This is a genomic window from Ruminococcus champanellensis 18P13 = JCM 17042, from assembly GCF_000210095.1.
GTDB classification, from domain to species: Bacteria; Bacillota; Clostridia; order Oscillospirales; family Ruminococcaceae; genus Ruminococcus_F; species Ruminococcus_F champanellensis.
This window is the reverse complement of the sequence record NC_021039.1, coordinates 2,155,486-2,169,684: the sequence shown is the minus strand read 5'-3', so window position 1 is coordinate 2,169,684 and position 14,199 is coordinate 2,155,486. Positions and strand designations below refer to the sequence as shown.

Sequence of the window (14,199 nt, the reverse complement as noted above, 5' to 3'; positions counted from 1 at the left end):
AAAAATTATTTACAAAACTTTTCAATATAGTGATCGATATCACTCTGAATGATCTTGCGGGCAACCTCTGCGTTTTCTACTTCGTTCACGGCAGTGGTCTTGTTCTCCAGTTCCTTGTAGACCCGGAAGAAGTGGGACATTTCATCAAACACATGCCGGGGAAGCTCGCTGATGTCGTGGTACATATTATAATTGGGATCATTGAACGGGATTGCAATGATCTTATCGTCCATATGACCGCTGTCCATCATGCGGATCACGCCGATGGGATAGCAGCGCACCAGGGTCATCGGATACAGTCGCTCAGAACAGAGCACCAGAACATCCAGCGGGTCGTTGTCGTCAGCATATGTGCGGGGAATCAGACCGTAATTTGCGGGATAATGGGTTGAGGTATGCAGAATTCGGTCAAGCATAATCAGTCCGGTTTCTTTGTCAAGCTCGTACTTTTTCTTGCTCCCCTTTGGGATTTCAATGACCGCCACAAAATCATCAGAGTTGATGCGTTTGGGACTGATATTGTGCCAAATGTTCATAGTAACCCTCTTTTCTCGGTTCTCATAGACCTACATTATTATAGTATACCAGTAATTTGTGATTTGTCAATTCCGGCAATGGCTTTTTGGTACATATGCCAATTTTGTCCCGGATTTGTGTCGAAATTTGTTGTGACAGTCGGCAAAAAAGCATGGCTATTTGCGTTTCAGCGGTTGCACAACGGCAGATTTTGTGTTATACTAGAAATTGTATTGTAAAACGATCCAGGAAAGCCTGTTAAAGATACAAAAAAAGAAAGGAACAATCAATATGGAAGAACAGATTCAGTCTGCGATTACACAGACAAAGCAGATTATCCGGGAGGTGAAAAAGGCTGTAGTCGGCAAGGATGAGACCGTGATTAAAGTACTGCTGGCAATGCTGGCTGGCGGACACATTCTGATCGAGGATATTCCCGGTGTGGGAAAAACCACTCTGGCGTTGGCTATTTCCAAGGCAATGCACCTTGTCCACCATCGGATGCAGTTTACACCGGATGTGATGCCGGCAGATGTGACCGGGTTTACCATCTACAACAAACAGACCGGCAGCTTCGACTACAAGCCCGGTGTGGTAATGTGCAACCTGTTTCTGGCGGATGAGATCAACCGTACCTCCAGCAAGACCCAGTCTGCCTTGCTGGAGGTCATGGAGGAGGGCAGTGTTACCATTGACGGCGTGACCCGGGTGCTGCCCAAGCCCTTTCTCGTGATCGCAACCCAGAATCCCATCGGCTCCGTAGGTACCCAGATGCTGCCGGAATCCCAGTTGGATCGGTTCATGATCAAGCTGAACATGGGCTATCCGGATTTACAGAGCGAGGTGGATATTTTAAAAGCACGGCACAGTGAGAACCCCATTGACCATGTGCATCAGGTTGCCTCGGCAGAGGATATTGTGCGGCTGCAGCGGCAGACCGAGCAGATCTATGTGGATGACAGGATCTACAACTACATCGCAAGTCTTGCCCAGGCAACCCGGCAGCACCAGATGCTGCGACTTGGCATCAGTCCCCGGGGCACGCTGGCGCTGACTGCCGCCGCAAAGGCAACGGCGCTGCTCCGGGGTAGGGATTACGTTACATCGGACGATGTGCGTTTTATGCTGCGGGATGTATTCGCACACCGTCTGTTGCTCAGCACCAAGGCCCGGATGCAGGAGATCACAGTGGAGCAGGTCATCGGAGATGTGGTGCGGCAGGTGCCTGTTCCTGTCATTGGTGATGAAATATGATCCTGGCGAAGCTTGCATACTGTCTGCTGCTGGTGGGTCTGATGTTTTTCTTCCTTCTGTTTAAGGATACGCTTAGTCTGATCCTGCTGCTGTGTATTTTCCTGCTGCCCGGGTTTTCCTGGCTGTGGCTCCGGATCGCCGGCAGCAGACTCCGGATCCGGCTGCTTTGTCCTTCCGGCACCCTGCCAGCCGGGGAACAGATTGAATTGCAGCTTTTTTTGCAGAATCCGTGTATTCTGCCGATTCCCCATGCCGTGTTCCGGATCCGGTATCGGAACAAACTGGCACAGCAGGACGAAACCATTCTGGTGTCCACCGGTCTGCCAGCCAGAAGCAGTCAGACCATCGGCTTGCAGCTGCTGCCGGAATACTGCGGTTGTCTGCGGGCGGAGATCACCCAGATCCGGCTGTATGACATGCTCCGGATGTTCCGGATCCGGATTTCTGCGCCCCCGGCACAGGAATTGTGGATCATGCCCCATATCTGGCCCATGCAGCCGGTGTCTGGGCAGGTGCTTTCCCAGGACAGCGAGAATGAAACCTTCTCCCAGTATCGATCCGGAGATGATCCTTCGGAGGTATTCGGGCTGCGGGATTATCACCCCGGTGACAGGCTGAATCGGATTCACTGGAAACTCAGTGAAAAGAATACGGGACTGATCGTCAAGGAATTCAGTCTGCCCATCGGACAGGCTGCTGTGTTGTTTGCGGAGTGGAAGCAAAGTCCCCTGCCGATGCAGCATGCCTTGCTGGAGTCCCTGATTTCCGTTTCTGTCGCCTTTTCTGAGTCGGAGCATCCTCACAATCTGTGCTGGTTTGATCCCCCAGGCGAACGGCTGGTGACGGTCCCTGTATCCGATGCGTCGATCTATGAAGGCATCCGGCGACTGATGTCCACTCCCACCCATACGCTTTCCTCCACGCTGCACTGCATAGACCCGGACAGAAGCATTTCTCATCTGATTTATTTTACAGCCGGTGTACAGCCGGAGCAGTTGGTTCAGCTGGAACAGCTGCACGCCGACCGGATCACGGTGATTTCCGTGAATGCCGACGAGGAGGACGCTGCTTGCTTTCAACGGACAGCGGCCGCCTTTCCACAGATGGAGCTTTGCGCGGTTTCTCCGGGATGCGTTGGAGTTGCCTTGCGGGAGGTGATTTTATGAAACAGTCCGCTTCGGAAAGCGGGATCCAGCTGCTGTCTGCGCCCCGCATGTCCACATCGCCACCGGGCAAACAGCGCAGCATGATCTATACCATGCTGCTGGCTCTGCTTGGAATCAGCTCTACCTTTGCAGTTTTTTTGTCCATGTTCGATCTGCAAGTCAACTATTCAATGCTGATCGGAGGCATTCTGCTGTGCTGGGTGGTTTCCTCCGTGTTCTGCATCATGGGCAAACGCTGGGCATTGGGACTGATCCCCACCCTGATCGGCGGAGAACTGCTGCTGGTAAAATACTGGTCTCTGGCGGTGGACGGCTATTGTTATGTGTTCAACACCATTTATCAGCGTGTGCATTTTACAGAAGAACTGCGCTACACCGGTTTGACCTATCAGAACCAGATGCAGGCAACAACGGCACTGCTGCTGTTCTGTATGCTGTTTCTGGGCGTTCTGACCTGCTTTTTCACCATTGCCCGTCCCAACGCAGTGATCTGTTTTGTGCTGACCGGCGCACTGCCGGAAATCGGCTTGTACTATGGCGTGGCACCCTCCTACCCGGCGTTTGCCTGTCTGCTTGCATACTGGGTGGGGATTCTGGCACAGGATCGCGCCTTTTCCACACTGCATTTGCGGAGCAGGCGTATGCACCAGTATCATGCCAAGGAGCCACTGCGCCGACAAGTGGGCGTTCAGACGGCGCTGACCGGACTGGTTCTGATCCTTGTGCTGTTTTCTGCCGTGACCGCCGGGTTAAACTGGAGTCATTTTTCCCGTTCTGAACAGCTGGACGCCTGGCGCATGCAGATCAAAAGCGGATTAAAGCGCATTACCCTGCCTAAGGAACTGGAGGTCGATACACCGGCTCCCTCCCCTTTCAAATTTGCGCCAAGTACATCCACGCCGGATACCTTTACACTGGGCAGGCTGAATGGGATCCGGTTTACCTATGAGCCCATGGTTCAGCTGCGCTATTTTTCGGTGCCGGACTATGACCTGTATCTGAAAAGCTATGTGGGATCCAAATATGAAAACAACACCTGGTCAGCTCTGACTGAGGCGCAATACCAACGGCTTGAGCAGATGCAATCTGCCGGAAAAACCGATTCTGCACAGACGATGCTGTATCAGTTTATTGAAAACCGTGTTCGCACAGCGGATATGCGTCTGAACACGATGGAGATCAGTCCGGTTCCGCCAGCATCGGATATTGCCTATACCCCATACCCGTTTGTCACGCCATATGATACCAATCTTCTGGAGCCCTACCACGATGGAGCATGCAAGCGGCTCTATCCGCAGTCCTATAGCGTAGAGTATCTGCTGGATGATTATGTGAATTTCAACTTTCTGTATTTCGCCAGTATGGAACTGGATGAGAATCCGGAACAGCTGAATGAGTGGGAGCCTAGCTATCAGAAATTTGTCTATGATTCCTACCTGGATGTGCCGGATACAGAAGCCATGCAGCGTGTTCAGACAGCATACGCTGACCGATTGAACAATGATATTGGAAGGGCGGACAGTTATGCCTCCCACACAGACATGGTTCTGCGGGAAGTGGATGATATCTACAGTGCCATTACGGAAAATTGCACCTATACTCTGACGCCCGGATCTGTACCGACAGGACGGGAGCTTATAGAATATTTTCTTCTGGAAAGTCACCAGGGATACTGTGCCTACTTTGCCACTGCCGGCGTTATGCTGTGCCGAATGGCTGGTATTCCGGCACGGTATGTGGAGGGAGTTGCCGTGTCCCAGGATATGCTTTCCGATGCATCGGAATTTTCTGGTTCCATGGAGAGGACATTGGTGATAGATGACAGCCATGCGCACGCCTGGGCGGAGATCTATCTGGATGGCATCGGGTGGATCCCCTATGACTTTACTCCCGGCGGTGCAAACTCCAACCAATTGGCGTTACAGGTCACCACAGCCGCAACCACCACAACCACCCAGACCACGACGCATGTTACCACAACTGTACCGGTGCATACCCAGACCAGCACAGCCGACAGTTCTACCGGCACACAGAGAAACAACTCCGGCTCTACCTCCCTTTTCAGGGCTTTGCTGTTGATCCTGACAGTGCTTGCAGTAGCGATTTTGTTGCCTTGTGGCATCTGGAAGTATCTGCATCGTCGGGCTAATCGAATCTGGAAAAAAAGAACAGCAGTCTTTGCATCCAGAGACACAAATGCTGCTGTGATTGGCGCTTATCAATATCTGCTGCGGCTGCTGAAACAGATGGGCTTGACACCGGGCAATGAAACGCCCACCAGCTTTGCCGCCAGGGCAGAAGAAGCATGCCCTTATCTGTCCGCAGATACGCTGACCCGTGCTGCGTCCATAGCGGAATATGCGGATTTGAGTGAGCATACTGTTTCTGAGGAGGATCGGGAATTTGTCACGGAGCTTGCCATGCAGCTGCAAAAAGCATACGGCTCAGACTGTACCCGGTTCCAGCAGTTCCGGCTCCGTTTCCTATGGTGCTTGATTCAGTAGTTCCAGTACATCCGGCAGGAACAGCCGGAAGGCGGTGGGCAGCGAATACTGCCCCTGCAGCGCATCCGCATCTGCCCATACAAACCCATCGGATTGGTGCAGACACCGGAAAAAGTAACAGGTCATATGCCACTCAATGTGGGTAAAGATGTGGACACGCTCCTGGGATTGGAGCAAAGCGGTCGGGTGTACACCCATCTCCTCCCCCCAGGCAATTGCCTCCTCCGGGGTGCATGTGTGTGGCAGATTGGGAAACTCCCAAAGCCCTGCCAGCAATCCCTTATCCTCACGCTTTCGCACGGCGGCTGCATCGCCGCACAGAAACACAAATACGGTTCTGTGCTCGATGCGCCGCTTCTTTTTTTCTGCCCGTACCGGAAGCTGCTCCACAGTTTGCTGCTCATGGGCGATGCAAAGTTCCCGTACAGGACATGCATCACATCGGGGCGCACCATTGGGTACGCATACCGTTGCCCCCAGTTCCATCAGTGCCTGGGTCAGCATGCCGCATTGTCCTGCCGGATACACCGCCGCCAACTGCTCTGTGAACCGTTGCTTGACCTTTGGCAGATCCACGCAGCTGTGATCGTTCAGTATTCTCGACATGACCCGCAGCACATTTCCGTCCACTGCCGGGGTGGGCTGTTCAAAGCAAATGGACGCAATGGCACCGGCAGTGTAGGGACCGATGCCGCTGAGCTTCCGGATCTTAGCATATTCCCCTGGAAATACACCGCTATGCTCCGTCATGATCTGTCGGGCTGCCTTTTGCAGATTCCGCACCCGGTTGTAGTAGCCCAGTCCCTCCCACAGCTTCAGAAGCTGTTCTTCGGGCGCATCAGCGAGGGCGGCAATATCCGGCAGTGCCTGCAAAAATCGCCGGTAATAGCCCTTCACTGCCTCAACCCTGGTCTGTTGGAGCATGATCTCCGACAGCCACACATGGTATGGCTCCTGATCCTGCCGCCAGGGAAGATCCCGTGCGTGAGCCGGATACCAGGCAAGCAATTTTTCCACGGATTCGGATAAAAGCTGATTTGTACGCATAAAATACTCCTTGATACAGCAACACCGCAGGGCAGAACATACCCTGCGGTGTTCTCTTATTCCGGCATGATCTTGAGTACACCGATCTCCGGACGATTGAGAAAACGAATGGGAATATTGGGATAGTTTCCGATCCCGGAGGTGACGAACAGCTTGCCGGTGCCGCAGGGGAAGATCCCTTTGTCGTAAACTGTGCCTGCATTTCCCAGTACCTCCGGCAGCCAGATGCCGTCGTCATACACAGGCCCCAGGAATGGCAGTTGTACCACACCTCCGTGGGTGTCACCGCACAGTACCAGATCTGCTCCGAAGGGGGCATATTTTTCTGGTACAGGAATATGAGCAAGCAGAATGGAGTAAACCTCCGGATCCGGCAGCTCGAAGGCATTGGTCAGATCAAAGGTAGGAGAAAAATATGCATTGTCAATGCCGTAGATTTCCAGTATGGTGGAGCCGATCTGCACCCGTTCCTGCTTGTAGTCCATCACATGAATGCCTGCTGCCCGGAGAGCATCCATGTAGGCATAGGTGCGGTCGTGCTCGCCGGGCACATAGTATACCTTGTCCGGATGCTGGGCAGCAATTTTTTTCATCAGCGCCAGCGCCCGGTCGCAGCTTTTGCCGCTGGGCTGATCTGTGTACATATCCCCCAGAATACAGACAAGATCCGGATCGATCCGCTTCAGATCTCCAAGAATCGTTTCCGGCTGGATCCCCAGCCAGCTGGCGTGGTAATCGCTCAGAGCGGCTATGGTGATCTCGTTGGTCACCTTTGGGCTGGTGATCTCCTCCCTGGTGGTTTTCAAGGTAAAGTTGTTGAATAACCACAGCAGCACCAGGATCAGAAAAAAGACCCGCCGCTTGGTATGTTTTTTTTTCGGTTTTGGTGTAGAGGCTGCTTCATCCGGAGCAGCCGGTGTTACGGATTCGCTCATAGAAAGTCCCCCTTTCCGGGCTACTGCGGGATATTGTGTACATCCACCTGGGGGAAGGGAATACTGATCCCGTTGGCATCAAACTGCTTCTTCACGTTTTCCAGTAACGTATACCGAAGTTCCCAGTAGTTGGAACTGTCCACCCACACATAGGTAAAGATGATAATGGCACTGTCGTCCTGTCTGCCCATCCGTACCAGGGGTTCCGGCTCCTTCAGAGCAATCTCTGATTCGTTGATGGTTTGCCGGATCAGATTTCGTGCCTTATCAAAATCGCTTTCATAGCTGATGGAAAACTCCAGATCCAGTCGGCGCAGCTTCTTTTCCGTGTAGTTGGAGATCACGGAGGCGGAGATGGTACCATTGGGGATGTAGACCGTCTTATTGTCCGGCGTAATGATCCGGGTGTACAGGATCCCTACGGATTCTACCGTGCCGCTGACGCCGGAGGTTTCGATATAGTCCCCTGCCTTGAAGGGCTTGGAAAAGAGGATGATGAACCCTCCTGCCAGATTGGACAAGCTGTTTTGCAGCGCCAGACCAATGGCAAGCCCTGCCGCACCGATCACTGCCACAATGGAGCTCATGGGTACCTTGAGAATGGACAGGCAAATTACGATCAGCACCGTGTACAGGATTACCCGGATCAGGGACTGGAAAAAGCCAATGGCAGTATCGTCAATGTTGGAGCGCTTCATGCCCCGCTTCACAGCTTTTTGCAGCAGCTTTGCCAGCAGAGCTCCGATGATAAATACCACCACCGCCACAAGCACAGTTGGAATTGCATCCTGGATCTTTTGCAGGATGCCGCTGAAAAAGGATGTGGTTTGTTCCACCACAGCTTCGGTTTCGTCAATGGTGTTACTGATTTCCATAGCGGTTATGCCTCCTTCCATGCATGCACGGCGTCCAGGATCTGTGCCGGTGTCTCTGCAAGCTGTTCCGCCCCGGCCTCCGTCAGTTCCTCTGCTGTCCGGAACCCCCAGATACAACCGATGCTGTGAGTACCGGCTGCTTTGGCGGTGCGGATATCCACGTTGCTGTCTCCAATCATAACGGTTTCAGCCGGAGTTGCGCCGAACTGCTCCATTGCTGCCTGTAAAATTGCCGGATCCGGCTTCACAGGTCTGCCGTCAATCTTTCCACTGACCAGATCAAACAGAGCCGTGCCGAAGAAATGCTCCACGATCTCCCGGGTAAATAGTTCGGTTTTGTTGGATGCAACCGCCAGCAGGATCCCCTCATCCTTCAGATGATGCAGCAGGGACTTGATGCCCGGATAGGGGCGGGTCTGGTCAGCATAATGAGTGTTGTAATATTCAGAAAAGAGGGCATACTGTCGGTCTGCATACTCCTTGGCATCCTCCGGCAGCACCCGTTCACACAGCTTCCGGACGCCGTTTCCTACAAAATAGCGAAACTTTTCAGTGGGATGCTCCGGAAAGCCCAGGGTGCGAAGTCCATAGTTGGAGGCGGCAGCCAGGTCAGCCAGGGAGTTGACCAGCGTGCCGTCCAGATCAAATACAGCCAGACGTATCATCATGATTCCTTCTTTCAGCGGATCAGCTTTGCCAGCCGTCCGGAGTATTCCGCCCGGAACTGGGCAAAGGTATCGGTTTCAATGGCGGAGCGGATCCGTTCCGTCAGGGTGTTGTAAAAATACAGGTTGTGCATCACTGCCAGTCTGCCTGCCAGCATTTCCTTTGCCTTGAACAGGTGCCGGATGTATGCCCGGGAGTAGTGTCTGCATGCGGGACAGTCGCAGTGTTCGTCAATGGGGCGGTCGTCCGTTTCATAGCACTGGTTGGTCAGATGCATGATGCCGTTCCAGGTGAATACGGTTGCATGTCGGGCGTTTCGGCTGGGCATGACGCAGTCGAACATATCGATGCCCCGGGCGACTCCCTCAATGATGTTGGAAGGAGTACCTACCCCCATCAGATACCGGGGCTTGTGCTCCGGCATGTGGGGTACCACTACATCCAGAACGTGATACATTTCCTCCGTAGGCTCCCCCACAGCCAGACCGCCCACAGCATAGCCATCCAGATCCAGTTCCCGAATCTGCTTCATATGCTCCACCCGCAGGTCATCGAAGGTGCATCCCTGGTTGATGCCAAACAGCAGTTGGTGGGGGTTGATGGTGTCCGGCAGGCTGTTGAGCCGTGCCATTTCCGCCTTACAGCGCTGGAGCCACCGGGTGGTACGGGCGCAGGATTGCTTGGCGTAGGCATAGGTTGCGGGATTCTCCACACATTCATCAAACGCCATGGCAATGGTAGAACCCAGGTTGGACTGGATCCGCATGCTTTCCTCCGGTCCCATGAAAATGCGCCGTCCGTCAATGTGGGACTGGAAGTACACGCCCTCCTCTTTGATGCGCCGCAGCTTTGCCAGGGAGAATACCTGGAAGCCGCCGCTATCGGTGAGAATGGGGCGATCCCAGTTGATGAATTTATGCAGACCGCCCATTTTCCGGATCACCGTGTCCGTGGGCCGCAGATGCAGATGATAGGTGTTGCAGAGCTCCACCTGGCATTTCAGTTCCTTGAGATCCATGGTGGAAATGCCGCCCTTGATGGCACCGGCAGTGCCTACATTCATGAAACAGGGTGTCTGAAAGGTACCGTGTACGGTATCCACCGTGCCTCTCCGGGCAAGTCCCTCCTGCTTTAATAGTTTGTACATAATACGCTCCTTGCTGTGTTGGTTACCGGATGAAGCATGCGTCCCCGAAGCTGAAGAACCGGTATTTTTCTTCAACAGCTGTCTTGTAGGCACGCATGGTATTGTCGTAGCCGAGAAAAGCGGAAACCAGCATAATCAAGGTGCTTTCCGGCAGATGGAAGTTTGTAATCAGTCCGTCCATGACCTTGAACTGATAGCCAGGATAGATGAAAATGTCCGTGTACCCTTCGCAAGCCTGGATCTTGCCAAAAAAGGTGGCGATGCTCTCCACCGTCCGGCAGGAGGTGGTGCCTACGCAGATGACCCGTCCCCCAGCTGCCTTGGTCTGGTTGATCAGATCTGCCGTTTCCTGGGACATGGCGTAATGCTCACTGTGCATTTTATGCTGCAGTACATCATCTTCCTTTACGGGACGGAAGGTACCCAGTCCCACATGTAGGGTCACATAGGCAAGGCGTACGCCTTTGTCCTGTAACTGCTGCAGCATTTCCTTTGTGAAATGCAGCCCGGCGGTGGGGGCAGCTGCGGAGCCAAGTTCCCGGGAGTAGACAGTCTGGTAGCGCTCTTTGTCCTGGAGCTTTGCCTTGATATAGGGAGGCAGAGGCATTTGCCCCACATCCTCCAGGGCGGTAAAGAAGTTCCCCTCGCAGGTAAACTGCACCAGTCGATTTCCGTCTTCCTTGACCTCCACTACCTCGCCGATGAGCCTGCCGCCGCCGAAGGAAAACCGGGTGCCAACCTTGGCTTTTTTGCCCGGACGGCAGATCAGCTCCCACAGCTTATCCCCTTTCTGCTCCAACAGCAGAAATTCAATAAAGGTGCCATTGTCTATTTTCTCTCCGTACAGGCGAGCAGGAATGACACGGCTGTCGTTGAGTACCAGTAAGTCACCTTCCTGGAGCATATCGCATAGATTATAGAAATGCTGATGGGAAACAGCACCGGTTTCCCGGTCGATTACCATCAGGCGGGACTGATTCCGGGGCTCGATCGGGGTCTGGGCGATCAGTTCCTCCGGCAGATCATAATAAAAATCAGATTTTTTCATTGATTTCTCCTGGCTTTTTTAAATTCATATTGACAAGCAAAAAAATAAATGCTATGATTGTAATTGAATAAGGTAGAGGTGCGGTTAAGAAGAGTATGCATTGCACAGAATACGGATAGTATTCAGCGGAACAGCCATTCCGGTGCATGCAGAAAGGCAAAACCGCCGAAGAGGGTGCCCGGCAACGCATCTTCTGGGCACAGGCTGAACAAGCTTGTGACTGTCATCATGGATTGATGGAGCGCTATCGGCATATAGATCACTTCCGCTGATGTATATGCCAATACTTCTATTATATCTTATGATGGGCCGGTTTTCAACCGGTTTTTTTCATATTATACACTTTTCACAAATTAACACAAGGAGCGAATGAAAAATGAAGCAATACAATGTAGGTATCATTGGTGCAACGGGCATGGTTGGTCAGCGTTTTGCAACGCTGCTGGAGAATCATCCCTGGTTCCGGGTAAAGGTGCTGGCTGCATCCCCCCGTTCTGCCGGAAAGACCTATGAAGAGGCAGTGGGAAGCCGCTGGGCGATGACCACACCGATGCCTGCTGCAATGAAGGATATGATCATGATGGACGCAACTGCGGACATAGAGAAGATTGCATCCCAGGTGGACTTTGTGTTCTGCGCAGTAGATATGAAAAAGGACGAGATCAAGAAGCTGGAGGAAGCATACGCTAAGGCTGAGTGCCCGGTGGTTTCCAACAACTCCGCAAACCGTTTTACACCGGATGTGCCCATGGTGGTTCCGGAGATCAATCCGGAGCATATTGAAATCATTGATGCACAGCGGAAGCGGCTGGGTACCAAGCGGGGCTTCATTGCGGTCAAGTCCAACTGCTCCATCCAGAGTTATGTTCCTGCCCTGCACCCCCTGCGGAAGTACGGCTTGAAGCATGTGCTGGCATGCACCTATCAGGCAATTTCCGGTGCCGGCAAGACCTTCAAGACCTGGCCGGAAATGGTGGATAACCTGATTCCCTACATTGGCGGTGAGGAAGAAAAGTCTGAGCAGGAGCCGTTGAAGGTATGGGGCACCATCGAAAACAATCAGATTGTCAAGACGGCGACACCCTCCATCACCACCCAGTGCCTGCGTGTGCCGGTACAGGATGGCCACACTGCCGCTGTATTCGTTTCCTTTGAAAACAAGCCCTCCAAGGAGGAGATCCTCCAGTGCTGGAAGGCATTTTCCGGCGTGCCCCAGGAACTGGAGCTGCCCTCTGCACCGAAGCAGTTCCTCCATTACTTCGAGGAAAATGACCGGCCCCAGGCGAAGCTGGACCGGAACCTGGAGAATGGCATGGCAATTTCCATCGGCCGTCTGAGAGAGGATACACAGTACGATTACAAGTTTGTATGCCTGTCCCACAACACACTCCGGGGCGCAGCAGGCGGCGGTGTTTTGCTGGCTGAGCTTCTGGCTGCTAAAGGGTATTTTGATTGATGAGAAACGTATTTATCAGTGCAGAAAATGACACGCTTTTGATCTCTTTGCTGAATCTGCGCAATCCCAATGCGCTGATCTCCGCATCTGATTTTGTGGATTTTTCCATGAACGAACCCCGGGAGCTTCCCTATGTATCCGATTATCTGGTAGATTTTGACGAAACCGTTGAGGAGCTTCGCCGTTTCATCGGCACAAGCGTCTACAAGGGCTTTATGAAGCTGGATTATCTGATCGTGCTGCCGGACGACTGCACCAATGTGGAAAGTGCGGCACTGGACAATATGCTCCACTTCTGTGGCGCCAAGGACTGCATCAGCGAAAATCGTGCCTTTCTGCTTTCTAAAAAACCGGAATATCTGGCAGTGACTGAATCCAAGCGCTGTGTCACCGTGACGCATGTCACAGCGGATGCGCCGGAAACAGAACAGGTGTTCCTGGACGTTAACAGCTGCACAAAGGAAACCATTCAACAGGCATGCAAGGTGCTTGATGAGCTTGGGGAGCTGCCTGTGTATACCTACGGACTCCGGGCGGATTTTCAGGTCGGAACCCCGGTTTCCATCGAAAAGATCATGCGGAATTTCGTATCCATCCAATAAAGGCAGCAACGCACGGGGCTTGTGCGGTATGCCTGAATTGTTTTTGAAAGGAATGAGTACCTATGAAGAACACCATTTTTACCGGTGCCGGCGTTGCCATTGTGACTCCGTTCAATCTGGACGGAACTGTAAACTATGAAGAGTTTGCCATGAACCTGGATTACCAGATCGACAACGGAACGGATGCCATCATCGTCTGCGGCACCACCGGTGAATCGGCGACCCTGTCGGACGAGGAGCATGTGGAGTGCATTCGCTTTGCTGTGGAGCATGTCAACAAGCGGATCCCGGTCATTGCCGGTACGGGCAGCAATGATACGGACTATGCGGTTCAGCTGTCCCAGGAGGCTGAAAAGTGCGGCGCTGACGGGCTGCTGCTGGTGACACCCTATTACAACAAGACCAGCCAGGCTGGATTGGTTGCACATTTCACCATGATTGCCAATAGCGTCAATATCCCCATCATCCTCTACAATGTTCCTTCCCGTACAGGTATGAATATTGCAATTGACACGTACACGCAGCTTGCGGGTCACAAGAATATTGTGGCGGTCAAGGAAGCCAGCGGAAACATTTCCTACGTTGCAAAGCTGTTTGAGCGCTGTGGAGATCAGCTGGATATTTACAGCGGCAACGATGATATGATTGTACCGGTGATGTCTCTGGGCGGTGCAGGCGTCATTTCCGTTCTGTCCAATATCCTGCCCCGGGAGACACATGAGATCACACAGTTCTGTCTGAAGGGTAATTTCAAGTCTGCCACTGCTTTACAGCTGAAGTATCTGGAGCTGATCAACGCTCTGTTCTCTGAAGTCAATCCGATTCCGATCAAGGAAGCTATGAATCTGATGGGCATGAACGTGGGCAGCTGCCGGATGCCGCTTGTAAGAATGAGCAGCGAAAATCTGACCACTCTGGTGGCTTGTCTGCAAAAGCACAAGCTGATTCCGGAACTTTAAAGTAAAATGCCGCTGCATGTCCTA

At 52.8% G+C, this 14,199-nt stretch carries 13 protein-coding genes and 1 riboswitch; of the genes, 6 read left to right on the top strand and 7 right to left on the bottom strand.

What is annotated here, in order from left to right; translation table 11 throughout:
- Window positions 1-5: 5 nt before the first annotated feature.
- On the bottom strand, window positions 6-536 hold the full coding sequence (locus RUM_RS09960; protein ID WP_015558985.1) for an inorganic diphosphatase: 531 nt from the start codon (window positions 534-536) through the stop codon (window positions 6-8).
- Window positions 537-780: 244 nt separating this feature from the next.
- Between RUM_RS09960 and RUM_RS09955 the strand changes: the two genes are divergently transcribed.
- The 3 genes from RUM_RS09955 to RUM_RS09945 are packed head-to-tail and all read left to right on the top strand — an operon-like array spanning window position 781 to window position 5,440.
- The gene (locus tag RUM_RS09955; RefSeq protein WP_276694835.1) at window positions 781-1,770 is read left to right on the top strand and encodes an AAA family ATPase; all 990 of its coding nucleotides are present in this window, start codon (window positions 781-783) and stop codon (window positions 1,768-1,770) included.
- Window positions 1,767-2,936, top strand: coding sequence for a DUF58 domain-containing protein (locus tag RUM_RS09950; protein ID WP_015558983.1), 1,170 nt, complete (start codon window positions 1,767-1,769; stop codon window positions 2,934-2,936). Before RUM_RS09955 ends, RUM_RS09950 begins: the two co-directional genes overlap by 4 nt.
- Window positions 2,933-5,440: a DUF4129 domain-containing transglutaminase family protein gene (locus RUM_RS09945; RefSeq protein ID WP_015558982.1), complete on the top strand. Its 2,508-nt coding sequence runs from the start codon at window positions 2,933-2,935 to the stop codon at window positions 5,438-5,440. The genes RUM_RS09950 and RUM_RS09945 overlap by 4 nt, the downstream gene beginning before the upstream one ends.
- Here the strand turns inward: RUM_RS09945 and mutY are convergent.
- The 6 genes from mutY to queA are packed head-to-tail and all read right to left on the bottom strand — an operon-like array spanning window position 5,420 to window position 11,158.
- On the bottom strand, window positions 5,420-6,487 hold the full coding sequence (gene mutY / locus RUM_RS09940; RefSeq protein ID WP_015558981.1) for an A/G-specific adenine glycosylase: 1,068 nt from the start codon (window positions 6,485-6,487) through the stop codon (window positions 5,420-5,422). The genes RUM_RS09945 and mutY overlap by 21 nt on opposite strands.
- 56 nt (window positions 6,488-6,543) lie before the next feature.
- Complete coding sequence (locus RUM_RS09935) at window positions 6,544-7,422, bottom strand: metallophosphoesterase (protein WP_015558980.1); 879 nt, start codon at window positions 7,420-7,422, stop codon at window positions 6,544-6,546.
- 20 nt (window positions 7,423-7,442) lie between these two features.
- On the bottom strand, window positions 7,443-8,297 hold the full coding sequence (locus RUM_RS09930) for a mechanosensitive ion channel family protein (protein WP_015558979.1): 855 nt from the start codon (window positions 8,295-8,297) through the stop codon (window positions 7,443-7,445).
- A 5-nt stretch (window positions 8,298-8,302) separates the two neighbouring features.
- The gene (locus tag RUM_RS09925) at window positions 8,303-8,965 is read right to left on the bottom strand and encodes an HAD family hydrolase (RefSeq protein ID WP_049775544.1); all 663 of its coding nucleotides are present in this window, start codon (window positions 8,963-8,965) and stop codon (window positions 8,303-8,305) included.
- A gap of 11 nt (window positions 8,966-8,976) precedes the next feature.
- Window positions 8,977-10,110, bottom strand: a complete 1,134-nt coding sequence (tgt, locus tag RUM_RS09920) for a tRNA guanosine(34) transglycosylase Tgt (protein WP_015558977.1) — start codon at window positions 10,108-10,110, stop codon at window positions 8,977-8,979.
- A 22-nt stretch (window positions 10,111-10,132) separates the two neighbouring features.
- On the bottom strand, window positions 10,133-11,158 hold the full coding sequence (gene queA / locus RUM_RS09915; protein WP_015558976.1) for a tRNA preQ1(34) S-adenosylmethionine ribosyltransferase-isomerase QueA: 1,026 nt from the start codon (window positions 11,156-11,158) through the stop codon (window positions 10,133-10,135).
- A 65-nt stretch (window positions 11,159-11,223) separates the two neighbouring features.
- Window positions 11,224-11,413, top strand: a riboswitch (Lysine riboswitch).
- Between the two features lie 121 nt (window positions 11,414-11,534).
- Here queA and asd point away from each other — a divergent pair.
- The 3 genes from asd (at window position 11,535) to dapA (ending at window position 14,175) form a co-directional block, all read left to right on the top strand.
- Window positions 11,535-12,614, top strand: a complete 1,080-nt coding sequence (gene asd / locus RUM_RS09910) for an aspartate-semialdehyde dehydrogenase (RefSeq protein WP_015558975.1) — start codon at window positions 11,535-11,537, stop codon at window positions 12,612-12,614.
- Window positions 12,614-13,216 (top strand): hypothetical protein, encoded by a 603-nt coding sequence (locus tag RUM_RS09905; protein ID WP_015558974.1) that lies wholly within the window; start codon window positions 12,614-12,616, stop codon window positions 13,214-13,216. The genes asd and RUM_RS09905 overlap by 1 nt, the downstream gene beginning before the upstream one ends.
- A gap of 62 nt (window positions 13,217-13,278) precedes the next feature.
- Window positions 13,279-14,175 carry a 4-hydroxy-tetrahydrodipicolinate synthase gene (gene dapA, locus RUM_RS09900; protein WP_015558973.1) on the top strand — a complete coding sequence of 299 codons (897 nt, stop codon included), beginning with the start codon at window positions 13,279-13,281 and terminating at the stop codon, window positions 14,173-14,175.
- Window positions 14,176-14,199: the final 24 nt, after the last annotated feature.

Excerpts from the sequence above, each read along its gene's own strand:
- RUM_RS09905 (WP_015558974.1), top strand. The coding sequence starts at position 12,614 with ATGAGAAACGTATTTATCAGTGCAGAAAATGACACGCTTTTGATCTCT.
- tgt (WP_015558977.1), bottom strand. The coding sequence starts at position 10,110 with ATGTACAAACTATTAAAGCAGGAGGGACTTGCCCGGAGAGGCACGGTG.
- RUM_RS09935 (WP_015558980.1), bottom strand. The coding sequence starts at position 7,422 with ATGAGCGAATCCGTAACACCGGCTGCTCCGGATGAAGCAGCCTCTACA.
- RUM_RS09945 (WP_015558982.1), top strand. The coding sequence starts at position 2,933 with ATGAAACAGTCCGCTTCGGAAAGCGGGATCCAGCTGCTGTCTGCGCCC.
- RUM_RS09960 (WP_015558985.1), bottom strand. The coding sequence starts at position 536 with ATGAACATTTGGCACAATATCAGTCCCAAACGCATCAACTCTGATGAT.
- queA (WP_015558976.1), bottom strand. The coding sequence starts at position 11,158 with ATGAAAAAATCTGATTTTTATTATGATCTGCCGGAGGAACTGATCGCC.
- RUM_RS09930 (WP_015558979.1), bottom strand. The coding sequence starts at position 8,297 with ATGGAAATCAGTAACACCATTGACGAAACCGAAGCTGTGGTGGAACAA.
- asd (WP_015558975.1), top strand. The coding sequence starts at position 11,535 with ATGAAGCAATACAATGTAGGTATCATTGGTGCAACGGGCATGGTTGGT.
- RUM_RS09925 (WP_049775544.1), bottom strand. The coding sequence starts at position 8,965 with ATGATGATACGTCTGGCTGTATTTGATCTGGACGGCACGCTGGTCAAC.
- mutY (WP_015558981.1), bottom strand. The coding sequence starts at position 6,487 with ATGCGTACAAATCAGCTTTTATCCGAATCCGTGGAAAAATTGCTTGCC.
- RUM_RS09950 (WP_015558983.1), top strand. The coding sequence starts at position 1,767 with ATGATCCTGGCGAAGCTTGCATACTGTCTGCTGCTGGTGGGTCTGATG.
- dapA (WP_015558973.1), top strand. The coding sequence starts at position 13,279 with ATGAAGAACACCATTTTTACCGGTGCCGGCGTTGCCATTGTGACTCCG.